This window comes from Pseudomonas triticicola, assembly GCF_019145375.1.
Classification (GTDB): domain Bacteria; phylum Pseudomonadota; class Gammaproteobacteria; order Pseudomonadales; family Pseudomonadaceae; genus Aquipseudomonas; species Aquipseudomonas triticicola.
Genome location: NZ_JAHSTX010000001.1, coordinates 2,925,679 through 2,947,641 on the forward strand (window position 1 = coordinate 2,925,679; position 21,963 = coordinate 2,947,641).

The following is a 21,963-nucleotide window of genomic DNA, read 5'->3' on the forward strand; positions in this document are numbered from 1 at the left end:
AGTTACGCCATGCCTGCTTCTTCCGATAGCAACAAGCGCGGCTACTTCGACAGCTTCGGCAAAAGCGCCGAAGCCGAGTTCATGCCGGAAACCGCCGGCGCGGCGTTGCAGGATTCGCCGCGCAAATCGCGGATCACCGTGTGGCTGGCGGCAGCGCTGCTGATCGCCGCCCTGGTCTGGGCCAAATTCGCCGTGCTCGAAGAAGTGACCATGGGCGAAGGCAAGGCGATTCCGTCAAGCAAGGTTCAGGTGATCCAGAATCTCGAGGGCGGCATCGTCACCGAGATTTTCGTTCGTGAAGGCCAGATGGTCGGCAAGGGCGACACCCTGCTGCGTCTGGATGACACGCGCTTTCGCTCGAACAAGGGCGAAAGCGAGGCCGACCGTTACGCGCTGACCGCACAGGTTGAACGGCTGTCAGCGGAGGCCGAGGGGCGCCCCTTCAAACTCTCCGCTGAAGTCATCGCCAAAGCGCCGCAAGTCGCCGAGGACGAGCGCTCGCTGTACGAGCAACGCCAACGCCGCCTGGCCAGCGAACAGCGCACCCTCAGTGAACAACTGCGGCAGAAAACCCAGGAACTGGCCGAATTTCGCTCCAAGCAGGGCCAGTTCAGTTCCAGCCTCGCGTTGTTGCAGCAAGAGATGAACATGTCGGAACCGCTGGTCAAAACCGGCGCCGTGTCACCAGTGGAAATCCTCAGGCTCAGGCGCAGCGCCGTGGAGATCCGTGGTTCGCTGAACGCTACCACGCTGGCGATTCCCCGCGCCGAATCGGCGATCGCCGAGATCCGCAGCAAGATCGACGAATCCGAGCAGACCTTCCGTTCCGAGGCCGCCAAAGAGCTGAATGAGAAACGCACCGACCTGTCGAAAATCACCGCCTCGAGCATCGCCATCGACGATCGCGTCAGCCGTACCACGGTGACGTCGCCGGTGCGTGGCGTGATCAAGCAGATGAAGGTCAACACCATCGGCGGCGTGGTTCAGCCGGGCAGCGACATGGTTGAAATCGTGCCGCTGGAAGACAACCTGCTGATCGAAGCCAAGGTCCGCCCGCAAGATGTCGCATTCCTGCATCCGGGCCAGAAAGCCATGGTCAAGTTCAGCGCCTACGATTACACGATATACGGCGGGCTGAGCGCCAAGCTCGAGCTGATCGGCGCCGATACGATCACCGATGACAAGGGCAACAGCTTCTATCTGATTCAGGTGCGCACCGACAAGAATCACCTGGGCGGCGACGTGAAACCACTGCTGATCATCCCGGGGATGGTAGCGACGGTGGACATTATTACCGGTGAGAAAAGCGTCTTGGATTACCTGCTCAAACCGGTGTTGAAAGCGCGGACCGAGGCGATGCGTGAGCGCTAGTGATCTTTGAATTGCGGTGATTGATCTGGCGCTTTCGCGAGCAGGCTCGCTCCCACAATTGGAATGCGTTCCCCTGTGGGAGCGAGCCTGCTCGCGAAGAAGCCCGCACAGACAATGATCATCTGTCGCCATGGTTACGCTGGAAGACCTCCTCCCCCATCGCCGCAATCTGCCCTTCGATCAGCGCTTCAAACGGTTTCAGTAACGGCGCAAACGTCGTCGGCGCTTCGAGGGTTTCCAGCGCCTGCACGATCGCCTCTATAGTCGACAGCGCCCCCGGCCCCGGTGCCTTGCGCAAGCGATAGCGCGACACGCCGCCCTCGGCCAGCGTCACCCGTGGCAGTGCTGCCAGCAGCGGATTGAGGTGCAGCATCTTGCGCGCTTTGCGCCAGGTGCCGTCCGGGACGACCAGCAACATTGGCTGATCATTTGGCGCGTAAACCTGCAGCGGCTGCGCATCCTCAGCCGGAAACAACAGCCGCGCCTGATAGCCCGGCCGGTTCAACAGTTTCGGCAAATCCTCGAATACCTCACCAACAATCAGCTCGGCATTACTCAGCCCCAGCGCCGCCAGCCGCGCGGTATTGAGCGCGTGGCTGACCTCGCTCGGATGCTGCAGCACTAACACGCGCGTGCGGCTGTTGAGGTGCGGAATAAATGGACACAGGCAATGGGTCTGAGGGCGCAGGCAGCGCGGGCATTGGGCTCGGGACATGATGGGTTAGGCCTGATTCAATTGCGCTTTGAGCAAATCGCGGAAGGTCTGGATCAGCGGCTCGCGGCTGCGGCCCCTGCGCATGATCATCGAAAACGGCGCCTGATAACCGAAGGTCGCCGGCAGCAGGACACGCAGATCACCCTTGTCGGCCCAAGCCTGCGCGTAGTGCTCCGGCAAGTAACCGATGTAGGCGCCGGAGAGCACCAGAATCAGCTGCGCTTCCATACTTTCCACGGTCGCGGCACTGTGTTTGAAACCGTGCCGGGCCAGTTCCGCCTGACTCCAGTAACCGCGCCCGACCATCCGTTGCTGGGTGATGACCTGCTCGGGGATGCGCCGTTCGTTGAACAGTGGATGGCGACTGCTGCAATACAGCCAGTGCTGCTCGCGGTACAGCGGCATATAGACCAGACCGCTCATGCGCGTGGAAAACGCACCGATGGCCAGGTCGAGGCGATTGTCCTGCACGCCGAGTTGCAATTCATAGGGGCTCATCACTGACAGGTGCAAATGCACCGCCGGGTGTTCCTGGCTGTAGGCGCCGATGGCTTCGGCAAATGGCAGCGCCTTGTCGCTGACCGTGGAGTCGATCACCCCGAGATTGAGCGTGCCACGCAGTTCGCCCTTAAGCGCGGCGGCGTATTGCTCGAAGCCTTCCAGCTCGGCGAGCAGGCGCAGGGTTTCCTGATGGAACAGCTCGCCCTTGCTGGTCAGGCTGAAGCCACCGCGTCCACGATGGCACAGCACCAGACCGAGCGCGGCTTCGAGCTGGCTCATGTAAGTGCTGATTGCCGAGGTCGACAGGTTGAGTTCCTGCTGCGCATTGGCAAAACCCTGATGACGCACGACGCTGACGAAGATGCGCAGGAGTTTCAGGTCGGGTAAAGCGTTGGCCATGTCTACTCCGGGCTTTGCAACTATGTGTCTGTGGGAAAAGCCCCTCACCCCAGCCCTCTCCCCGAGGGAGAGGGAGCTGATCTCCATGGCTTTCAAATCCTGAGTTCGACTCGATTTTTCAGGTCGATGCAGATTCCGCCAACAACTCGGTCGGCCCCCTCTCCCTTGGGAGAGGGCTGGGGTGAGGGCAACAATCTTCAGCCCTACACTTCATTCGAACCCACCAAAGTCTAATCCCACCTCTCCCATTAGTTTAGAAAAATCTGAACTAAGTTTTTGCCCGTAGCGATTCTTCCCCGTCACTACATTTCGCATGATCGGCCCCACAGCGGCGTCCGAACCTGTGCTCAACGGCGCGCCGGCATAAATAAAACAAAGACGATGAGGCCCTACCCGTGGACAAGATTCTTCACCAACCACTGGGCGGCAATGAAATGCCGCGCTTCGGCGGCATCGCCACCATGCTCCGACTTCCCCATGTACCGACCGCTGCCGGCCTCGACGCTGCCTTCGTTGGCGTGCCGCTGGACATCGGCACTTCGCTGCGCCCCGGCACCCGCTTCGGGCCGCGCGATATCCGCACCGAATCGGTGATGATCCGCCCGTACAACATGGCCACCGGCGCCGCGCCGTTCGACTCGCTGTCGGTGGCCGACATCGGTGACGTGGCGATCAACACCTTCAACCTGCTCGACGCCGTGCGCATCATCGAAGAAGCCTACGACAACATCCTCGAGCACAACGTCATCCCGATGACGCTGGGTGGCGACCACACCATCACCCTGCCGATCCTGCGCGCAATCCATAAAAAGCACGGCAAGGTTGGCCTGGTGCACATCGATGCCCACGCTGACGTCAACGATCACATGTTCGGCGAGAAGATCGCCCACGGCACCACGTTCCGTCGTGCCGTCGAAGAAGGTCTGCTCGATTGCGACCGCGTGGTGCAGATCGGTTTGCGTGCCCAGGGCTACACCGCCGACGACTTCAACTGGAGCCGCGACCAGGGTTTCCGCGTGGTGCAGGCCGAAGAGTGCTGGCACAAGTCGCTGGCGCCGCTGATGGCGGAAGTGCGCGAGAAGGTCGGTGGCGGTCCGGTGTATCTGAGTTTCGATATCGATGGCATCGACCCGGCTTGGGCGCCCGGCACCGGCACCCCGGAAATCGGCGGCCTGACCACCATTCAGGCGATCGAAATCATCCGTGGCTGCCAGGGCCTCGAGCTGATCGGTTGCGATCTGGTAGAAGTCTCGCCCGCTTACGACACCACCGGCAACACCTCGCTGCTGGCCGCCAACCTGCTGTACGAAATGCTCTGCGTACTGCCTGGCGTGGTTCATCGCTGAGGATCGGGTCATGCACGCATGTGATCAGGTTCTGCATGCGGCCGCCGAGTTGGTCGCCGCGTTTGCCCGTAATGATCGCGAAGCTTACTTCGGTGCGTTCAGCGCCGATGCCAGCTTCGTTTTCTACACCCTCGACCAGCCATTGCTGTCGCGCGATGCCTATCAGGCGTTGTGGGACCGCTGGCGTGCCGAGGATGGATTCGAGGTGCTGTCGTGCACCTCGAGCAACGCCTTTGTCAGCCTGCAGGGTGACGTGGCGATTTTCATCCATGACGTGGCCACCGAGCTGCGCATGCAAGGGGAGCAACACTTCAGCCAGGAGCGCGAGACGATTGTTTTCAGAAGACAAGCGTCGAGCCTAGAACAACAAGGCCTATGGCTGGCCTGTCACGAACATTTGTCCGCAATGCCGGAAGGGCTGCCACCCCCTTAGCCAATGGTGACGCTCACGCACGATGAGCGCGCCTGATGATCGGAGCAGATCATGAATAACAACAACAACGAAAAAAGCCTTAGCAGCATCGAAACAAACGGGGTCGAACAGATCCCGGATCATGAGCGCGACGCCCGACCCAGCGACTTGTTTCGCTTGATCTTCGGCGGCGCCAATACGTTTGCCACCGCTGTGCTCGGCAGTTTCCCGGTGCTGTTCGGCCTGTCGTTTCAGGCGGGTGTCTGGGCGATTGTCCTGGGTGTGGTGGTCGGTGCGCTGATCCTCGCACCGATGGGCCTGTTCGGCCCGCTCAACGGCACCAACAACGCCGTGTCTTCCGGTGCGCACTTCGGCGTGCACGGGCGGATTGTCGGGTCGTTCCTGTCGTTGCTGACGGCAATCGCGTTCTTTTCGCTGTCAGTGTGGAGCTCGGGTGATGCGCTGGTCGGCGGTGCCAAACGCCTCGTTGATCTGCCGGAAACCGACCTGACCCTGGGCCTGGCCTACGGTCTGTTCGCGCTGCTGGTGCTGACCGTGTGCATCTACGGTTTCCGCATCATGCTGTGGGTCAACCGCATCGCGGTGTGGGCCGCGAGCCTGTTGTTCCTGCTCGGCATCTTCGCCTTCGCCCCTGCATTTGACAGCCAGTACGCCGGCAGCGTGGCGCTGGGTCAGGCCGGGTTCTGGGCGGCATTCATCGGCGCGGCGCTGGTGGCGATGAGCAACCCGATTTCCTTCGGTGCGTTCCTCGGCGACTGGTCGCGCTACATCCCGCGTGAGACGCCAAAGGGCCGGATCATGCTGGCGGTGATCGCCGCGCAACTGGCAACGTTGATTCCATTCCTGTTCGGCCTCGCCACCGCCACCATCGTCGCGATCAAGGCGCCGGACTACATCGCCGCGAACAACTATGTCGGCGGCTTGCTGGCCGTGTCGCCGAGCTGGTTCTTCCTGCCGGTGTGCCTGATTGCGGTGATTGGTGGCATGTCCACCGGCACCACGTCGCTGTATGGCACCGGCCTGGACATGTCGAGCGTGTTCCCGCGCGTGCTGTCCCGGGTCAAGGCGACCTTGCTGATCGGCGTGCTGTCGATCGCCTTCATCTTCATCGGCCGGTTTGCGGCGAACCTGGTGCAAAGCGTGTCGACCTTCGCCGTGCTGATCATCACCTGCACCACCCCGTGGATGGTGATCATGATCATCGGCCTGCTGGTGCGGCGCGGCTTCTACTGCCCGGATGACCTGCAAGTGTTCACTCGCGGCGAACAGGGCGGACGCTACTGGTTCAACCACGGCTGGAACTGGCGCGGTCTGGGGGCGTGGATTCCGAGTGCGCTGGTCGGCCTGTGCTTCGTCAACCTGCCGGGGCAGTTCGTCGGCCCGCTGGGCGAACTGGCCGGTGGCATCGACATCAGCTTGCCGGTGACATTGGGCCTGGCGTCGGTGGTGTATCTGACGCTGCTGCGCTGGTTTCCTGAGCCTCGGGAGGTGTTCGGGCCAACGGATGTGCGCAGTGAAGCCGCAATAAAACCTCAACTGCGTCAGGCAGCCTGAATAAACGCAAAACCCTGTGGGAGCGAGCCTGCTCGCGAAGACTTCAGCACATCCAACATTGGTGTGACTGACAGACCGCCTTCGCGAGCAGGCTCGCTCCCACAGGAAGCCTTGCAGACCCATTTGCTTGACCATAAAAAAGACAATCGGAGACACGCCATCATGGCTTTGGATTTATTCGTCGTACTCATTTATGCCGCTGCGATGCTGATTCTCGGCTACTACGGCATGCGCAAGGCCAAGACCCACGAAGACTATCTGGTTGCCGGGCGTAATCTGGGGCCGTCGCTGTACATGGGCACCATGGCAGCAACCGTCCTCGGTGGTGCCTCCACCGTCGGCACCGTGCGTCTGGGTTACGTGCATGGCATCTCCGGATTCTGGCTGTGCGCGGCACTGGGCTGCGGCATCGTCGCGCTGAACCTGTTCCTCGCCAAGCCCTTGCTGAAACTCAAGGTATTCACCGTCACCCAGGTCCTGGAGAAGCGCTACAACCCGATGGCGCGCACCGCCAGTGCGACGATCATGCTCGCTTACGCGCTGATGATCGGCGTGACCTCGATTCTGGCGATCGGCACCGTGCTGCAAGTGTTGTTCGGTCTGCCCTTCTGGATCTCCGTACTGCTGGGCGGCGGTATCGTGGTGATTTACTCAACGATCGGCGGCATGTGGTCGCTGACCCTGACGGACATCGTCCAGTTCGGCATCCAGACGGTTGGCCTGATGTTCGTGTTGTTGCCGATCTGCCTTTACCGCGTAGGCGGCTGGGATCAATTGGTCGCGCAACTGCCGGCGGCCAGTTTCAACTTCACCAGCATCGGCTGGGACACGATCATTACCTACTTCATGATCTACTTCTTCGGCATCCTGATCGGCCAGGACATCTGGCAGCGGGTGTTCACCGCCAAAAGCGAAAAAGTCGCCAAATACGCCGGCACCTCGGCCGGGATCTACTGCATCATTTACGGTCTGGTCTGCGCCTTGATCGGCATGGCTGCGCATGTACTGATTCCGGATCTGGACAACGTCAACAACGCCTTTGCCGCCATCGTCAAAGTCTCGCTGCCTGACGGCATCCGTGGCCTGGTGATCGCCGCCGCACTGGCGGCGATGATGTCCACCGCCAGCGCCGGCCTGCTCGCCGCGTCCACCACCCTGACCGAAGACCTGCTGCCGAAACTGCGCGGCGGCAAACAGTCCAACGTCGCGGTCAGCCGTCTGTTTACGCTGCTGACCGGGATCGCGGTGTTGGGCATTGCTCTGGTCGTCAACGACGTGATCAGCGCGTTGACCCTGGCTTACAACCTCTTGGTCGGCGGCATGCTGATTCCGCTGATGGGCGCGATTTTCTGGAAGCGTGCGACTACCGCCGGGGCGATCAGCGCGATGACGCTGGGCTTTATCACGGCGCTGGTGTTCATGGTCAAGGACGGCATGGACGCGAACTCGCCGATCTATTACAGCCTGGGTGTCAGCCTGGTGAGCTTTGTACTGGTCAGCCTGTTCTCGCCGCGCCCGGCGACCGTGGCAACGGCGGTGTGAATCGACTGTAACGAGGTGATGTTTTCTTCAGCGGGTGTGGCGTCGGTGGCCACACCCGTTTTTTTCGCTTGGCGAAAAGCAAAAGATCGCAGCCTTCGGCAGCTCCTACACTTTGTAGAAACTGCCGACGGCTGCGATCTTGGAATCTCTGATCGCAGGTATTAACGGCGACGTGGCTGGCGTCGGCGCTGTTCGTCGTCCGTGCGAATCGGTACCGGTTGCAGAGGCGGTTCGATCAAACCGAGGGCAACTCCCAAATCGTGCAGCCAGTTCTGGATTTTCTCTTTCATCGTCATGCCCCCTTCAGGGTGGTGCTGAGCGGCCGGAATTCTGAGGCCGCTTCGCACTGATAATAGTCCGAAGTCCTACGCAATGCTCGGCCAAATCCGCAATGATCTGTTACTGAATTGAACAGAATCTGTTGCGATTGGTTCACGCTGTTTCGCGCACTTCATGCAAAGCCACGGGATAGACCGCTTGCTGCACGTCGATCCAGGCATTCAGGTTGGCCCCGGCCATACCCTTGCGCCACATCAGCCATGTTGTCGCACCCGCGAACGGCTCGGCCAACGGATGCACGGCGACGCTTTCGCGACCCGGCAGGCTGGCGAGCATCGACTCGGCCATCAACGCCACACCACTGCCGGCAATCACACAGGCGAGCATGCCCTGATACGACTCGATCTCCATCGGCCGGCCCATCGCCGCGTGGTAATGAGAGAACCACGCTTCCAGACGCATGCGATATGAACAGCCCTGACGGAAGGTGAATACCGAGCGTCCCTCGACATCCCGCGCGCTGTGCACCGGTGGATGGTCGATTTCGGTTATCAGCACCAGCCGTTCTTCGCACAGCGGCACGCCATCGAGCCCGGCCAGTTCCAGCGGTCCGTCGACCAATGCCGCGTCGAGGCGGCCGGTGAGCAACCCTTCGAGCAGTTCGCCGGTCGGCGCCGATTGCACCTGCAAATTCACCAGCGGGTATTGCTTGTGGTAACGCGCCAGCAGCGCCGGCAGATGGATCGCCGCCGTGCTGTACATGGTGCCCAGCACGAAGTCGCCGGCCGGTTGCCCGCCCATCACCGCCGCACTGGCTTGGTCGCGCAGAGCGAAGAGTTTGCCGGTGTAGTCGAGCAGGACCTTGCCCGCCGGCGACAGCTGCAAGCGCTGCCGTTCGCGGACGAACAGTTCGACACCCAACTGCTCTTCGAGCTGTTTCAGGCGCGTCGACAGATTTGATGGCACGCGATGCAGGCGCTCGGCGGCGCGGGTGATCGAGCCTTCCTCGGCGACCGCCTGAAATATCCGCAGTTGGCTGAACTCCACTGCTTTCTCCTTAACAGAACAAGTTACTCACTATTATTCAATTTTAAAGAAAGTCAATCGATCCTAGCCTGACGGTCATTGCTGCTTTGAAGGAAGCCCGACCATGTCGCCGCTGATACGTTTATCCGCCTGTTTCGTTGCCCTGATGATGGCCATGGGCATTGGCCGTTTCGCCCTGACACCTCAGATGCCGCACCTGCTCAGCGAAGGGCAGATCGACCTCACCGCCGCCGGGCTGATCGCGGCGGCCAACTACTTTGGCTATCTGCTTGGTGCTGTGGATGCGATGTTCGCCCAGCGGCCACAGCAGGTGCAGCGAAGATTGCATGGCGGATTGTGGCTGTGCGTGCTGCTGACCCTGGCGTCGTTCTGGGCCAACGGTTTCTGGTCGCACTTGCTGTTGCGCTTTGGTACCGGGGTGGCGAGTGCCTGGGTGCTGGTGATGATTACTTCACTCAGTCAGCCGCTGGCGGCGGCAGCGGGTCGCCCGCGCTGGGGTGCTCTGATTTTTGCCGGGCCGGGTCTGGGGATTTTTCTCACAGGCTTGCTGGCGCTGGTCTCACACCGCTTGCAGCAGACATCGGCAACCCTGTGGCTGATTTACGCGGCCGCCGCGTTGCTGATGATGCTCGGCGTCTGGCGGTTGTTACCGCAGCCCACGGTGGTAGCGAGGCCAGCAACAACCCATGTGAACCCAGCGAATCGCGGCATTGCCCGGCTGGCGCTGGTATATGCGCTGTACGGCATCGGCTACATCATTCCGGCAACGTTCCTGTCGCAGATGGCCAACGCGCAGTTTCACGGCCAGTGGCAGGCGGATCTGTTCTGGCCGTGCTTTGGCCTCGGCGCGGCAATCGGTGTGTGGTTGGTGAGTCTGCGCCGACATGATCCCGAGACCACGCGGCACTGGCTGATGGCGACGTTGTGGCTGCAAGCGGCCGGAGTGTTCGCCTGTCTGCTGGGCAGCGGCGTCGGCCTGGCGTTGGGGGTGATCCTCTGCGGCACGCCGTTTCTGGCCTGCATGCAACTGGTCATGCAGCGTTCGCGAGAGCTGGCGCCCCACGACACTCAGCGCAACGCCGGGATGCTCACGGCGTGCTTCGCTGTCGGCCAGCTGAGCGGCCCGCTGCTGGCGGCGCTGAGCAGCCATTTCAGCGGCGGCTTGCAGCCGGCGCTGCTGATCGCCGGTGCCGGCCTGTTGCTGGCCGGCGCGCTGGCGATGCAGGCCAGGGCTACTGGCCCAGCGCCTTGCGCAAACGCCGACGCAGCCACTGTTCGGCGCTGACGAAAGTGATGCCGAGCAGCACCAGCACGGCGCCGATGACGAAGTTCAGGCTCAACTGTTCGCCGAGCAGCAGCACGCCGAAGGTCACGCCGAACAACGGCGTCATGAACGAGAACACCGCAAGGTTGGCCGCCAGATAACGGCGCAACAGCCAGAACCACACCAAGTAACTGAAGAACGAGACCACCAGGCCTTGGAACAGCACACTGGCTACCGCCACGGTAGTCAGGCTGACGTGGGTGATTTGGCCGCTGAACAACGCGATCAACAGCAGACCGATGAAACCGACCAGCAACTGATAGAACAGAGTCAATGTCACCGGCGCTTCCGACAGTCGCGAGGCGCGCACCACCACGGTGGTCGCGCCCCAACAGGCGCCGGCCAATACGCCGAAGGCATCGCCCAGCAGCATGCGCCGATCAAGGTTGTCCCACGACACACCGCCGGCGAAGGCAATCGCGATGCCGATGAACGCCAGCAGAATCCCCAGCCATTGCAACGGGCGCAAACGCTCGCTGGCCAGCAGGAAATGCACGCCGAGTGCAGTGAAGATCGGTGCGGTATAGAGGAACACCGACATATGCGCGGCGGTGGTCAGTTGCAGGCCTTCGGCGATGAACAGGAACTCCAGACCAAACAGCGCACCGGCCAGCAAGCCGCCGCGCCAGGTGCTGCCGACCTGATCCCAACCGCCCTTCCAGCAGATCAGCAAACCGACCAGCAACGCAGAAATCCCCGAGCGCCCCGCCGCTTGCATCACCGGCGCGATGTCCGTTGCCGCCCACTTGATCAGGACTTGCTGCACACCCCAGATCAGGCACAGGCCGATCATCACTTGCAGGGCAAAACCGTCGGCATTGCGCCGCTCGGCACTCACCGCAACACCTCGAACACACACAACATGGCAGGCCATCCAATGGTCAGAAAACAGTGTCGGGGATTATCAATCAGTCGCGAGGAAAAAGCCGTCTGGAAAATACCTTTATTTGGTCAGTGGCGTCAGCGCTGAATGGTTGACGGCTGCGCCGTCATTCGCGAGCAGGCTCGCTCCCACAGAGGGTTCGGCGAACACGTGGGAGCGAGCCTGCTCGCGAAGAGGTCAGCACTGGCGATAAAACTTTTGGATCAGTCAGGCGAATCGCTTCGCCACCAGATAACCCACCGTGCAGGCAACCGCTGTCGCCACTGTCCCCCACGCCCAATCCATCAAACTCACCTGCACCGACCAGTCGCGCAATGTCGCCCAATTGGTCAGGTCATAAGTGCCGTAGGCCACCAGCCCCAACAGCGCCCCCAGCTTCGCCGCCCTTTGCCAGCTCAGCGCCGGCAAGACCACAAACACCACGCAACCAATAACGTACAGGCAATAAAAAACCGCTGCGGGCAACAGCAGCGGTTTTTCCAGCATCAGCGAACCGAGCAGTTCGCGATAGGTCGGCGCCATCAGCAGCCCGAGCCAGATGCCATCGAGCAGCAGAAACGTCAGCAGCGTTGCGACGTAAGCGATCAGCGCCTTTTTCATCGATCCAACCTCTTGTGTGGCCTGCAACATGGGCCACTCAAGGCTCAGGTTAGTTCAATGCGATCGGCGTGAATGACGATCTTGCCTTCCTTGTACAGCGAGCCGATGGCTTTCTTGAAGTTACCCTTGCTGACGCCGAACAGGCTGCTGATCAACGCCGGATCACTCTTGTCACTGACCGCCAGGGTGCCGTCGTTTTCGCGCAACTTGCCGAGGATCTTCGAACTCAGACTGCTGGCCGCTTCCTGGCCAACCGGTTGCAGGCTCAGGCTGATCTTGCCGTCGGCGCGCACTTCCTTGATGAAGCCTTTTTCGCGCATGCCCGAGCGCATGAACTTGAAGATTTCGTTCTTGTGGATCAGGCCCCAGTGCTTGTTGTTGATGATCGCCTTGAAGCCCATGTCGGTGGCTTCGGCTACCAGCAGATCGACTTCCTGGCCCGGGCTGTAGGTGGCCGGGGTCTTGTCCAGGTAACGATCGAGGCGCGCGGTGGCGGTGATGCGGCGCGTGTGTTTGTCGAGGTAGACATGCACCACGCAGTATTCGCCAGCGGTCATCTGGCGCTTTTCTTCCGAGTACGGCAGCAACAGATCTTTCGGCAGGCCCCAGTCGAGGAACACGCCGATGCTGTTGACTTCAACCACTTTCAGACTGGCAAATTCGCCGACCTGAACTTTGGGTTTTTCCGTGGTGGCGAGAAGTTTGTCTTCGCTGTCCAGGTAGATGAATACGTTGAGCCAGTCTTCATCTTCGCTGGGAATATCTTTGGGGATATAACGGTTGGGCAAAAGAATTTCGCCATCGGCACCGCCGTCCAGATATAAACCGAAGTTAGTGTGTTTAACCACTTGCAAACTGTTGTAACGCCCGACTAAAGCCATTTCCGAAACCCTCAATACGTGGGCGGCATTCTACCCGTTTTTGCCGCCAACGTCGGGCGACAGATCCTCGCAGCGGAAAATCTGCGTCAACCTGTTGATTTTGCTTGATCACTGCCCTGCGGGGTGCCGCTCGTCAGTCCGGCCCGACGCATCACTGCTACGCTGATTGGCCTCATTTCAATTAAATGTTCTTATTTAAAACAGCAGGTTAGCTGCTTATTACGGACGACTGACCGGCAATATTGCAGCGCGGCACTTGGTTATTCCGGAGGATATTTACCAAGCTATTGTCAAGTTATTCCTGTACGATGCCTGGCCGAGTTACTTTTCTAAAGGTTAATGGCCGCCATGCGTGTAAAAGCATCCACCAGCAAAGCAAAGCCAGCTCCAGCCGTTGAAACCAGCGAATCGATCAACGATCAGATCGCAGCATTCCTCAAGTCCGGCGGCGAGATCCAGCAAATTGCCAAAGGCGTCAGTGGCCAGACATTCGGCCCGTCCAAGCAGATCAGCCTGGGCAAGAAGTAATACCGGTTTCACCCCGTCCAGAGGCGCTTTGAGCTTCGAAGCGCCTGGACTGGCACCGCGCCCCCCTTCGTTTTAAACAAAAATTCCCGAAAATCGACGAACGGCCATCAATGCCGGGCATTCGCCGGTATCCTTGCACGCGTCTAGATCAAGCGTTTCAGCAGGCCTTCGCCCTGCGCTCGCAGTTCATGGAGTGACGCATGCGCCCATTTCCCTGTTTATTGTTCGTCAGCCTGCTGTCAGGCGCGACCGCGCACGCGCAGGTTTTTCAGGGTGAACTGGGCGACTTCGATCTCAAGCTTGGCACCACGCCCAGCCGCAGCATGGCCCAGGGTCTGGTCAAACCGGCGGCGGTCGGCTCGTTCCACGGTGGCCTTGATCTGAGCCACGACAGCGGCGTGTATTTCGGCCAGTACGCGCCGAGCATGGGCATCAGCCCGGGCAAGAACCTCGAGATCGATTCCTACGTCGGCTTCAAGCAGCCGTTCGATCAGGTGCTCGGCTATGAAGTCGGGATGATCCATTACAGCTATCCCCGCGTGGACACCCTCGACAGCCAGGAGCTGTTTGGTGGCCTGACTCTGCTCGGCAGTCGCTTCGGCATTGCCCTGAGCAACGACCCGGATAAACAGAACAACACCTTGTTTGCCGACCTCACTGGCAATCAGCCGTTCGGCATTGGCGTGAGCATGAAATACACCACGCACCAGTTGAATACACCGGCGGCGGTGGACGGTGGCTATATCAGCAGTTTCACTGATTGGTCGGTGAAACTGTCGCGGCCGTTCATGGGCGTCGATCTTGATCTGATCTACAGCGACTCCAGCCTCAGCGGCAGTGATTGCTCGGCCTATTCCGGGCACAACAGCGAGTGCGACGGCCTCGTCACCCTCAAGGCTGTACGCACGTTCTATTGATCGGCTGAACTGCCGCGCGCATCCTGCATCACATAAGAATCAGATTTCCGACGCCAGGCTCTCGCAAGGATTTGCCCATGTCTCGCTGGTTCAAACAGATTGCCGCCCTGCTGATCTTCACCCTCGCCCTCGGCGCTTGCAGCCGCGTTGGCCTGGCCTACCGCAACCTCGACGTGATTATCCCGTGGTCGCTGAGCGATTACGTGGACATGAACGGCGAGCAGAAAGACTGGTTCAATGAACGCCTCGAGGAACACCTGAGCTGGCACTGCACCACGCAGTTACCGGGTTACCTCGACTGGCTGGACCGTTTGCAGGCCATGGTCGAGAGCAATCAGGTCAGCGACGCCGCGCTGCAGGAGCGCACCGCCGAAGCCAAGCAGGCCATCGCCGAAACCGCCCGGGAAATCACCCCTTCGGCCATCGAGTTGCTGCAAGGCCTGGACGATAAACAGGTGGCAGAAATGAACGACGCGTTTGCCAAGGATTTGCGCAAACGCCAGCAGGAATACGTGAAACCGCCGCTGGCCCAGCAGATCAAGGAACGCGGCGAGCGCATGGAAAAACGCCTGAACGATTGGCTAGGCCCGCTCAGTGACACGCAGAAACAACGCGTCGCGGCCTGGACCAACGCCTTGGGCGACCAGAACACTCAATGGATCGCCAACCGCGCGCACTGGCAGCAACAGTTCAGCGCCGCCGTTGCGCAACGCCAAAGCGCGGAATTCCCACAACGCATCGAGACACTTCTGGTCAATCGCGAGCGCTTATGGACAGCGGATTACCGCAAGGCCTACGCCAACACCGAAGCCCAGGCGCGCTCGCTGTTTGTCGACTTGATGGCCGAGAGCACGCCGCAACAGCGTGAGCGCTTGTTGAAGAAAATCGAGGGCGTGCGCAAGGACTTCAATGACCTGAAGTGCCTGAAGGCCGCGCAGAAACCTTGAATAAACCAATGGCCCATTGTGGGAGCGAGCCTGCTCGCGAAGGCGGAGTGTCAGACAGTTCAAATGTCACTGACAGACCGTTTTCGCGAGCAGGCTCGCTCCCACAGGGCGGATTTCACTGGCTCAGGCGATTTGAGCCTTTGAGGCGACTTCATCAAACGTCACCTCATTCAGCGCATCCTCCTGCTCATCCAGCACCTGACGCGGATGGTCGTTGCCGGGGATGCTGCTGTCGATCAGGCTCAGCAGGCTGGAGCCGCGCGGGGTCAGAATGAAGTTGTTGCCAGTACTACCCTCGTGATCCGGCCGCGGCTCGATGAATCCGCGCTCCAGCAAGAGCTTTTCATAATCACAGGCCAGGGTTTTCAAGTGATCGAGATTGTCGATCGGCTCGCCGGCGCTGGCTTTCTCGGCCGCATGGTCTTCGGCATAAGCGCGGGGAGCGAAGCTGTGGCCAGCGCTGTTCTGCACTTCATGCAGCAAACGTTCAATCAAATCCCAGTTATAAGTCGTCATCCTGATCCAACCTCCGGTGCGGGTGATTTTGTGCCGCTTTCAAGGTTGTGACCGAAGCGCTGCGCAGCCGTTCAGCAGTATTTCCGGACCCGACCGACCGGCGGCTGTCGATTCCCTCGCACGATGAACGACTAGGCTGAAACAGCCGGTTCAACCCGCAGGAGACATCGTCATGAACGTTACAAACCATCCGGTGGTATCACGCGAAGAATGGCTCGCCGCCCGCCAGCAGCATCTGGCCCACGAAAAAGCCTTCACCCGGGAACGCGATCGCCTCAGCGCCGAGCGCCGCGCCCTGCCGTGGGTGAAAGTCGACAAGGACTATCATTTTCAAGGCCCGAACGGCGAGCTGAGGCTCAATGATCTGTTCGGCCAAAACAGCCAGTTGATCATCTACCACTTCATGTTCGCCAAAGGCTGGGAACAAGGCTGCCAGGGCTGCTCGTTCCTCAGCGACCACATCGACGGCGCCAACCAGCACCTGGCCCATCACGACGTCGCGGTGGTCGCCGTCTCCCACGCGCCGTTGCGCGAGTTTCAGGCGTTCAAACAACGCATGGGCTGGAAATTCGACTGGGTCTCGTCAGAAGGTTGCGATTTCAATTACGACTTCGGCGTCTGCGCCCGGGCTGAGGACGTCGCCGAGGGCAAGGCTACCTACAATTACGAAAAAACCGACAGCGCCGAGGAAGAAATGCCGGGGCTGAGCGTGTTTTATCGCAATGACGAAGGCGAGATTTTTCACACCTATTCCACATACGCGCGCGGCCTGGACATGCTGGTTGGCGCTTACCACTACCTTGATCTGACGCCCAAGGGCAGGAATGAAGACGAGATCATGGAATGGGTGCGACATCATGATCGGTATGACGGTGCGACGAAGTCGGGTTGCTGCCATGCCGATTGAGCGCAACCCTGCCCCCACAGTTTCTGAACTTTTGCCAAGCTTCAGCCCTCAACCGCTTGTCTGCCTTAACCGGAACTGAGGCCTGCCCATGAAAACCCTGATCAAGCTCTTCCTCGCCGCCACCCTTGCCTGCGCCCTGCCCGTCTGGGCTTGCACGCCGGAAGAGGCGACGATCAAACGCGAACAACTGGCCAAGGAAGTCTCCAAGCTCACCGAGCAGAATCCGGAAAAAGCCAAGGAGATTAACGCCGAGTTGCAGAAAATGGATCTGGACACGGCCAGCGCGGATCTGCCGGACAAGTGCCAGTTGATCGATCAGCGTATGAAGGAACTGGGTTCGGCGGAGAAAAAGGCCGACAGTTGAGACGAAAAAAAACCGGACAATGTCCGGTTTTTTTATGCGCGGTCTAAAGCTTACTCAGCCGCAGGTTCAGCTGGCTTGCGACGCTTGAGCGGGGCCATGCCGTCGCTGCTGACAAGGGAATCCGGCTTCGGACGGTTGACGCTCTTGCGCTTGGTCGGCGTCTTGGCGGCGGTTTTCTTCTTGTCACCCTTGGCGTCGGTCTTTTTCTTTTTCACACCGACGGCTTTGCCCGAGGCCTTGACCTTTTTCGGCCCGCCGTAGGTGCCTTTGACTTCCTTGATCGTGCGGCGCTCGAAGCTCTGCTTCAGGTAGCGCTCGATGCTCGACATCAGGTTCCAGTCGCCGTGGCAGATCAGCGAGATCGCCAGGCCATCGTTGCCGGCACGGCCGGTACGACCGATACGGTGCACGTATTCGTCGCCGCTGCGCGGCATGTCGAAGTTGATCACCAGATCCAGACCGTCGACGTCCAGGCCACGGGCCGCGACGTCGGTCGCGACGAGGATCTTCACACCACCCTGCTTCAGACGATCGATCGCCAGTTTGCGATCCTTCTGGTCTTTCTCGCCGTGCAGCACGAACGCTTTGTATTCCTGGGCCACGAGGCGGCCGTAGATGCGGTCGGCCATGGCGCGGGTGTTGGTGAAGACGATGGCCTTCTGGTAGGTCTCGTTGGCCAGCAGCCAGTTCACAATCTGCTCTTTGTGCTGATTGTGGTCGGCGGTGATGATTTGCTGACGAGTCGTCGAGTTGAGCTGGCTGACCGCGTTGAGCTGCAAGTGCTCAGGGTTGTTCAGGACCTTGGCGATCATCTCGCGCAGGCCGGAACCGCCGGTGGTGGCGGAGAACAGCATGGTCTGCTGACGGTTCGGGCATTCATCGACCAGACGCTGCACATCTTCGGCGAAACCCATGTCGAGCATGCGGTCGGCTTCGTCGAGCACCAGCACTTCGACTTCTTTCAGGTCGAGGTTGCCAGCATTGAGTTGCTCGATCATCCGCCCCGGGGTGCCGATGAGGATGTCCGGCACTTTGCGCAACATGGCGGCCTGGACTTTGAAGTCTTCGCCGCCAGTGATCAGGCCGGACTTGATGAAGGTGAACTGCGAGAAGCGTTCGACTTCCTTCAAAGTCTGCTGGGCCAGCTCACGGGTCGGCAGCAGGATCAGCGTCTTGATGCTGACGCGGATCTTCGCCGGGCCGATCAGGCGATTGAGGATCGGCAGGACGAAAGCGGCGGTTTTGCCGCTACCGGTTTGCGCCGTCACCCGCAGATCACGCCCCTGGAGCGCCAGCGGGATGGCCGCGGCTTGCACTGGCGTTGGCTCGACAAATTTCAGCTCGGCCACGGCTTTGAGCAGGCGTTCGTGCAGGGCGAATTGGGAAAACACGGTTGCTACCTCGAAGATATGCAAAAAAACAGCTGCATAGGTTACCGGTTTCGAGCGCTCAGGCCGAGTTTCTTTGTGCAAACGCCGACAATCAGTGGTTTTTTTGTTGCCCGATTTGTCACTCGCTGCAATACACAGCGTCTTAAATGCTCTAATCGGCCCTCGCGTCTTACAGAAGAAATGTTTCGCTCATGGATATCAAACAGCTCTGGCTCAAAGCCCAAGGCCTCTGGGGCACGCTCGAAGAGCACCCACTTCTGCAATCGGGACTGGCGCTGCTGGTGCTGCTGGTCATCGCGCTGGTGCTCGGACGGGTGGCGCGTTACCTGATCCTGCACGCCAGCCGCATGCTCGGCCGCCAACCGGCGCTGCACTGGATCAACGACTTCCGCCACAACAAGGTGTTTCAGCGTCTGGCGCAGATGACGCCATCGCTGGTGATCCAGTTCGGCCTGCACCTGGTGCCGGAGCTGAGCAAAACCGCGATGAATTTTCTCGGCAACGTCGCCCTGGCGTTCACCATTCTGTTCCTGCTGCTGGCAGTCAGCGCCCTGCTCAATGCCTTGCTCGACATCTATGCCCGCACCGAGCACGCCCGCACGCGCTCGATCAAAGGCTACGTGCAGCTGGCGAAAATGGTTTTGTACGTGTTCGGCGCGATCATCATCGTCGCTACATTGATCGACCGTTCGCCGCTGTTGCTGCTGTCGGGTCTGGGTGCGATGTCGGCGGTGATTCTATTGGTCTACAAGGACACCCTGCTGTCGTTCGTCGCCAGCGTGCAGCTGACCAGCAACGACATGCTGCGCGTCGGCGACTGGATCGAAATGCCACAAGTCGGCGCCGATGGCGACGTCGTCGACATCACGTTGCACACGGTCAAAGTGCAGAACTTTGATAAAACCATCGTCTCGATCCCGACCTGGCGGCTGATGTCCGAGTCGTTCAAGAACTGGCGCGGCATGCAGCAGTCCGGCGGTCGGCGGATCAAGCGCAGCCTGTTCATCGATGCCAGCGGCGTGCGCTTCATCCGCGACGACGAGGAAGAAAAGCTCTCCCAGGTGCACCTGCTGACCGACTACATGGGCCGCAAGAAAGCCGAGCTCAAAGCCTGGAACGAAGCGCAGGGCAATGTCGCGGCGATGTCGGCCAACCGCCGTCGCATGACCAACATCGGCACCTTCCGCGCCTACGCACTGGCGTATCTGAAGAGTCATCCGGAGATTCAGCCGAACATGACCTGCATGGTCCGGCAGATGCAGACCACCGCGCAGGGCATTCCGCTGGAAATCTACTGCTTCACCCGCACCACGGTGTGGGCCGATTATGAGCGGATTCAGGGGGATATTTTCGATTACCTGCTGGCGGTGTTGCCGGAGTTCGGGCTGAGCCTGTATCAGCAGCCGAGTGGCGGGGATTTGCGTTCGGGTTTGTTGCCGGCGGTGTTGGGCTCGGCGAGTATTGCGGAGCCGGAAAAACACCTGATGTAACCCAAAGATCAAATGTGGGAGCGAGCCTGTTCGCGAATGCAATGTGTCAGTCGACCCATACTTATCTGACCCAGCGCCTTCGCGAGCAGGCTCGCTCCCACAGGGGTTATGCGGCGGCCGGGGATTTGCGGATACCCAACCGGCTGATCCACACAGCCGCCAGAATCACACCCCCGCCAAGGAACAACCGCCCCAGTTCCTCATGCTGATTCCAGATCAGCAGATTCAACAACAATCCCACCGGCACATGCAGGTTGTTCATCACCGCCAGGGTACCGCCGTTGACCATGCACGCGCCCTTGTTCCACCAGTACAGGCCCAGCGCCGTCGACACCAGTCCGAGAAACAGCAACACGCCCCATTGCAGCGGCGCTTCCGGTAGAAAGTTCGACTTGCCGAACAACAGGAACGCTGGCAGCACAACCGCCAATGCACCGAGGTAGAAATAACCGAAGCGGCGGTAATGCGGCAGATCACTCGGATGCTTGGCCACCAGATGCTTGTACAACACTTGCCCGGCGGCGTAGGTGAAGTTGGCCAGTTGCAGCAGCAGAAAGCCCATGAAAAAGTCGGGACTGATGCTGTCGAAGCGAATCACCGCCGCACCGCCGACTGCCACCAGCGCAGCAACCAATGCCCACGGATTAAAGCGACGGTTCAGCGCGTCTTCGATCAACGTCACGTGCAGCGGCGTGAGAATGGTGAACAGCAACACCTCCGGCACCGTCAGCACACGGAAGCTCAGGTAAAGGCAGACGTAAGTCACCCCGAACTGCAACGCGCCGATCAGCAACATGCCACGCATGAACGCCGGCTCCACCGAACGCCAGCGCGTCAATGGAATAAACACCAGCCCCGCCAGCACCACACGCACCAGCACCGCAAAGTAGCTGTCGACATGCCCTGCCAGGTACTCGCCGATCAGACTGAAGGAAAACGCCTGGATCAGCGTGACAAAAAGTAGATAGCCCATGCTCGCCTCGAAAATCGAATGGCGGCGACGATAGCGGGTTTTGCGCCAGACCGCGAACCCACGGACAACACAGATCCCCTGTAGGAGTGAGCCTGCTCGCGATGGCGGTTGTTCAGACACATCAGTATTGACTGACACACCGCTTTCGCGAGCAGGCTCGCTCCCACAAGGAATTTGTGTTTTTCGTCAAATCGTGGGCAAAAAAAAGCCCGATCTCGCTAAAGCGTTCAATCGGGCTACAGCACTCAGGAGCAAAAGTGCAAAGGGAGGTTCGATGCGCGTGGAACCTTGAAGGGGTTGCGCCATACCTGTGACATACAAGATAAACATCATACCCGTTACTTGTCGGCGAATGGACAGATGGGGCCTATACGTCCATCTGTCGCACTTTGCGGACTACAGACCCGGATGCCTCCATGTGGATGAATGGCCCATGACATACTGTATGTAATGTGTCTGAATTTCCTGCGGGTGCTGGTTGGACTTTCACACCGTCGCTAGGTGCAAGCCATCACAACCTTTAACAAGGCGGGGATTGAGGTGAGGCGCCTGAAGACCACCACGGAGATGAAGTAGGCGAACGAGTATTTGTACTCGTGGCAAATTCGAGATCCGGGCAACGCCATGCGAAGTTTCATTTTGCAGCAGTTTGAGACAATGATCGCAGACATACAAGGATGAAACGACCTACGTCTATCCGGGCAATAACCGCGACGCGCTCGGCCTGGTTCGTGCAACGGTCTAAGCCACTAATCTGTGGACAAGATCGAGCGGCTTCAGTCTTCAAATCATATATCTCTGCAATTGACCCTTCCACCGCAGGGGCTAGCAAGAATGAATCCAAAGCCCGTTTGTAGTATTGGGAACACGACCAAAGCTTCGCGCAGGCACCGAATTATTATGGTGATAAATAAAACTTATGGCGGGTTGAAAAAAAAACAGCCTTTCGACGGTTCGAGACCCTTGCCCCATCTAATTGACGATTCAGCTGAAGTCGCTTGTGTACGACCTCATCGTCCAAAAGCGTTTTACAGCCTGTCATCGCTGCATTTGCT

The 21,963-nt window shown here is 59.7% G+C and carries 22 protein-coding genes; 12 read left to right on the forward strand and 10 right to left on the reverse strand.

From position 1 onward, the window contains the following. The first annotated feature begins 9 nt into the window (after positions 1 to 9). Positions 10 to 1,371 carry an HlyD family type I secretion periplasmic adaptor subunit gene (locus KVG85_RS12955; RefSeq protein ID WP_039761043.1) on the forward strand — a complete coding sequence of 454 codons (1,362 nt, stop codon included), beginning with the start codon at positions 10 to 12 and terminating at the stop codon, positions 1,369 to 1,371. A gap of 118 nt (positions 1,372 to 1,489) precedes the next feature. Here KVG85_RS12955 and KVG85_RS12960 read toward each other — a convergent pair whose 3' ends face one another. Both KVG85_RS12960 and KVG85_RS12965 read right to left on the reverse strand, forming a co-directional pair. Beyond that, a complete protein-coding gene (locus KVG85_RS12960) occupies positions 1,490 to 2,086 on the reverse strand; it encodes a tRNA-uridine aminocarboxypropyltransferase (RefSeq protein ID WP_217864037.1) in 597 nt (198 codons plus the stop codon). Between the two features lie 6 nt (positions 2,087 to 2,092). Then, positions 2,093 to 2,986, reverse strand: coding sequence for a LysR family transcriptional regulator (locus KVG85_RS12965; RefSeq protein ID WP_007956593.1), 894 nt, complete (start codon positions 2,984 to 2,986; stop codon positions 2,093 to 2,095). A 395-nt stretch (positions 2,987 to 3,381) separates the two neighbouring features. Between KVG85_RS12965 and speB the strand changes: the two genes are divergently transcribed. From speB to KVG85_RS12985, 4 genes are all read left to right on the forward strand, one after another. Further along, positions 3,382 to 4,332, forward strand: coding sequence for an agmatinase (speB, locus tag KVG85_RS12970; protein ID WP_217864038.1), 951 nt, complete (start codon positions 3,382 to 3,384; stop codon positions 4,330 to 4,332). 10 nt (positions 4,333 to 4,342) lie between these two features. After that, a complete protein-coding gene (locus KVG85_RS12975) occupies positions 4,343 to 4,765 on the forward strand; it encodes a YybH family protein (protein ID WP_217864039.1) in 423 nt (140 codons plus the stop codon). Between the two features lie 51 nt (positions 4,766 to 4,816). Beyond that, the gene (locus KVG85_RS12980; protein ID WP_217864040.1) at positions 4,817 to 6,319 is read left to right on the forward strand and encodes a purine-cytosine permease family protein; all 1,503 of its coding nucleotides are present in this window, start codon (positions 4,817 to 4,819) and stop codon (positions 6,317 to 6,319) included. A 162-nt stretch (positions 6,320 to 6,481) separates the two neighbouring features. After that, on the forward strand, positions 6,482 to 7,861 hold the full coding sequence (locus KVG85_RS12985) for a sodium:solute symporter family protein (RefSeq protein WP_217864041.1): 1,380 nt from the start codon (positions 6,482 to 6,484) through the stop codon (positions 7,859 to 7,861). 161 nt (positions 7,862 to 8,022) lie between these two features. Here KVG85_RS12985 and KVG85_RS26070 read toward each other — a convergent pair whose 3' ends face one another. Further along, a complete protein-coding gene (locus KVG85_RS26070) occupies positions 8,023 to 8,151 on the reverse strand; it encodes a PA1414 family protein (protein ID WP_003184145.1) in 129 nt (42 codons plus the stop codon). Positions 8,152 to 8,293: 142 nt separating this feature from the next. Then, positions 8,294 to 9,187: a putrescine utilization regulator PtrR gene (gene ptrR / locus KVG85_RS12990; protein WP_217864042.1), complete on the reverse strand. Its 894-nt coding sequence runs from the start codon at positions 9,185 to 9,187 to the stop codon at positions 8,294 to 8,296. A 103-nt stretch (positions 9,188 to 9,290) separates the two neighbouring features. On the opposite strand from ptrR, the gene KVG85_RS12995 reads away from it, so the two are divergent. Next, on the forward strand, positions 9,291 to 10,472 hold the full coding sequence (locus KVG85_RS12995) for an MFS transporter (RefSeq protein WP_217864043.1): 1,182 nt from the start codon (positions 9,291 to 9,293) through the stop codon (positions 10,470 to 10,472). On the opposite strand, the gene KVG85_RS13000 is transcribed toward KVG85_RS12995, so the two are convergent. From KVG85_RS13000 to KVG85_RS13010, 3 genes are all read right to left on the reverse strand, one after another. After that, positions 10,420 to 11,349, reverse strand: coding sequence for a DMT family transporter (locus KVG85_RS13000; RefSeq protein WP_041478962.1), 930 nt, complete (start codon positions 11,347 to 11,349; stop codon positions 10,420 to 10,422). The two genes, KVG85_RS12995 and KVG85_RS13000, sit on opposite strands and share 53 nt — an antisense overlap. A gap of 252 nt (positions 11,350 to 11,601) precedes the next feature. After that, on the reverse strand, positions 11,602 to 11,994 hold the full coding sequence (locus KVG85_RS13005; protein ID WP_122506025.1) for a DUF2177 family protein: 393 nt from the start codon (positions 11,992 to 11,994) through the stop codon (positions 11,602 to 11,604). A 44-nt stretch (positions 11,995 to 12,038) separates the two neighbouring features. Beyond that, positions 12,039 to 12,875 carry a CvfB family protein gene (locus tag KVG85_RS13010; RefSeq protein ID WP_016771157.1) on the reverse strand — a complete coding sequence of 279 codons (837 nt, stop codon included), beginning with the start codon at positions 12,873 to 12,875 and terminating at the stop codon, positions 12,039 to 12,041. Positions 12,876 to 13,214: 339 nt separating this feature from the next. Between KVG85_RS13010 and KVG85_RS13015 the strand changes: the two genes are divergently transcribed. From KVG85_RS13015 to KVG85_RS13025, 3 genes are all read left to right on the forward strand, one after another. Further along, positions 13,215 to 13,403 carry a PFL_1563 family small protein gene (locus KVG85_RS13015; RefSeq protein WP_016985943.1) on the forward strand — a complete coding sequence of 63 codons (189 nt, stop codon included), beginning with the start codon at positions 13,215 to 13,217 and terminating at the stop codon, positions 13,401 to 13,403. Between the two features lie 200 nt (positions 13,404 to 13,603). Further along, the gene (locus KVG85_RS13020; protein ID WP_016771158.1) at positions 13,604 to 14,320 is read left to right on the forward strand and encodes a TorF family putative porin; all 717 of its coding nucleotides are present in this window, start codon (positions 13,604 to 13,606) and stop codon (positions 14,318 to 14,320) included. A 77-nt stretch (positions 14,321 to 14,397) separates the two neighbouring features. Continuing rightward, positions 14,398 to 15,267: a DUF6279 family lipoprotein gene (locus KVG85_RS13025; protein WP_217864044.1), complete on the forward strand. Its 870-nt coding sequence runs from the start codon at positions 14,398 to 14,400 to the stop codon at positions 15,265 to 15,267. Positions 15,268 to 15,390: 123 nt separating this feature from the next. Here KVG85_RS13025 and KVG85_RS13030 read toward each other — a convergent pair whose 3' ends face one another. Beyond that, positions 15,391 to 15,783, reverse strand: coding sequence for a transcriptional regulator (locus KVG85_RS13030; protein WP_122611687.1), 393 nt, complete (start codon positions 15,781 to 15,783; stop codon positions 15,391 to 15,393). 172 nt (positions 15,784 to 15,955) lie between these two features. Between KVG85_RS13030 and KVG85_RS13035 the strand changes: the two genes are divergently transcribed. Both KVG85_RS13035 and KVG85_RS13040 read left to right on the forward strand, forming a co-directional pair. Further along, entirely contained in the window at positions 15,956 to 16,690 is a 735-nt protein-coding gene (locus KVG85_RS13035) for a DUF899 domain-containing protein (protein ID WP_217864045.1), read from the forward strand. Between the two features lie 88 nt (positions 16,691 to 16,778). Further along, positions 16,779 to 17,054 carry a hypothetical protein gene (locus KVG85_RS13040; RefSeq protein WP_217864046.1) on the forward strand — a complete coding sequence of 92 codons (276 nt, stop codon included), beginning with the start codon at positions 16,779 to 16,781 and terminating at the stop codon, positions 17,052 to 17,054. 50 nt (positions 17,055 to 17,104) lie between these two features. On the opposite strand, the gene KVG85_RS13045 is transcribed toward KVG85_RS13040, so the two are convergent. After that, the gene (locus KVG85_RS13045) at positions 17,105 to 18,445 is read right to left on the reverse strand and encodes a DEAD/DEAH box helicase (protein WP_024012040.1); all 1,341 of its coding nucleotides are present in this window, start codon (positions 18,443 to 18,445) and stop codon (positions 17,105 to 17,107) included. Between the two features lie 191 nt (positions 18,446 to 18,636). Here KVG85_RS13045 and KVG85_RS13050 point away from each other — a divergent pair, with 191 nt between their 5' ends. Then, a complete protein-coding gene (locus tag KVG85_RS13050) occupies positions 18,637 to 19,935 on the forward strand; it encodes a mechanosensitive ion channel family protein (protein ID WP_217864047.1) in 1,299 nt (432 codons plus the stop codon). A 106-nt stretch (positions 19,936 to 20,041) separates the two neighbouring features. Here the strand turns inward: KVG85_RS13050 and KVG85_RS13055 are convergent, their stop codons facing one another. After that, positions 20,042 to 20,908, reverse strand: coding sequence for a carboxylate/amino acid/amine transporter (locus tag KVG85_RS13055; protein ID WP_136492163.1), 867 nt, complete (start codon positions 20,906 to 20,908; stop codon positions 20,042 to 20,044). Positions 20,909 to 21,963 lie beyond the last annotated feature (1,055 nt).

What these genes read in the sequence shown, in the direction of transcription:
- KVG85_RS26070 (WP_003184145.1), bottom strand. Translation starts at nt 8,151, where the DNA reads ATGAAAGAGAAAATCCAGAACTGGCTGCACGATTTGGGAGTTGCCCTC.
- KVG85_RS13020 (WP_016771158.1), top strand. Translation starts at nt 13,604, where the DNA reads ATGCGCCCATTTCCCTGTTTATTGTTCGTCAGCCTGCTGTCAGGCGCG.
- KVG85_RS13005 (WP_122506025.1), bottom strand. Translation starts at nt 11,994, where the DNA reads ATGAAAAAGGCGCTGATCGCTTACGTCGCAACGCTGCTGACGTTTCTG.
- KVG85_RS13040 (WP_217864046.1), top strand. Translation starts at nt 16,779, where the DNA reads ATGAAAACCCTGATCAAGCTCTTCCTCGCCGCCACCCTTGCCTGCGCC.
- KVG85_RS13010 (WP_016771157.1), bottom strand. Translation starts at nt 12,875, where the DNA reads ATGGCTTTAGTCGGGCGTTACAACAGTTTGCAAGTGGTTAAACACACT.
- KVG85_RS13025 (WP_217864044.1), top strand. Translation starts at nt 14,398, where the DNA reads ATGTCTCGCTGGTTCAAACAGATTGCCGCCCTGCTGATCTTCACCCTC.
- KVG85_RS12965 (WP_007956593.1), bottom strand. Translation starts at nt 2,986, where the DNA reads ATGGCCAACGCTTTACCCGACCTGAAACTCCTGCGCATCTTCGTCAGC.
- KVG85_RS13050 (WP_217864047.1), top strand. Translation starts at nt 18,637, where the DNA reads ATGGATATCAAACAGCTCTGGCTCAAAGCCCAAGGCCTCTGGGGCACG.
- KVG85_RS12955 (WP_039761043.1), top strand. Translation starts at nt 10, where the DNA reads ATGCCTGCTTCTTCCGATAGCAACAAGCGCGGCTACTTCGACAGCTTC.
- KVG85_RS12960 (WP_217864037.1), bottom strand. Translation starts at nt 2,086, where the DNA reads ATGTCCCGAGCCCAATGCCCGCGCTGCCTGCGCCCTCAGACCCATTGC.
- KVG85_RS12975 (WP_217864039.1), top strand. Translation starts at nt 4,343, where the DNA reads ATGCACGCATGTGATCAGGTTCTGCATGCGGCCGCCGAGTTGGTCGCC.
- KVG85_RS12995 (WP_217864043.1), top strand. Translation starts at nt 9,291, where the DNA reads ATGTCGCCGCTGATACGTTTATCCGCCTGTTTCGTTGCCCTGATGATG.
- KVG85_RS12985 (WP_217864041.1), top strand. Translation starts at nt 6,482, where the DNA reads ATGGCTTTGGATTTATTCGTCGTACTCATTTATGCCGCTGCGATGCTG.
- KVG85_RS12980 (WP_217864040.1), top strand. Translation starts at nt 4,817, where the DNA reads ATGAATAACAACAACAACGAAAAAAGCCTTAGCAGCATCGAAACAAAC.
- KVG85_RS13055 (WP_136492163.1), bottom strand. Translation starts at nt 20,908, where the DNA reads ATGGGCTATCTACTTTTTGTCACGCTGATCCAGGCGTTTTCCTTCAGT.
- KVG85_RS13030 (WP_122611687.1), bottom strand. Translation starts at nt 15,783, where the DNA reads ATGACGACTTATAACTGGGATTTGATTGAACGTTTGCTGCATGAAGTG.
- KVG85_RS13015 (WP_016985943.1), top strand. Translation starts at nt 13,215, where the DNA reads ATGGCCGCCATGCGTGTAAAAGCATCCACCAGCAAAGCAAAGCCAGCT.
- KVG85_RS13035 (WP_217864045.1), top strand. Translation starts at nt 15,956, where the DNA reads ATGAACGTTACAAACCATCCGGTGGTATCACGCGAAGAATGGCTCGCC.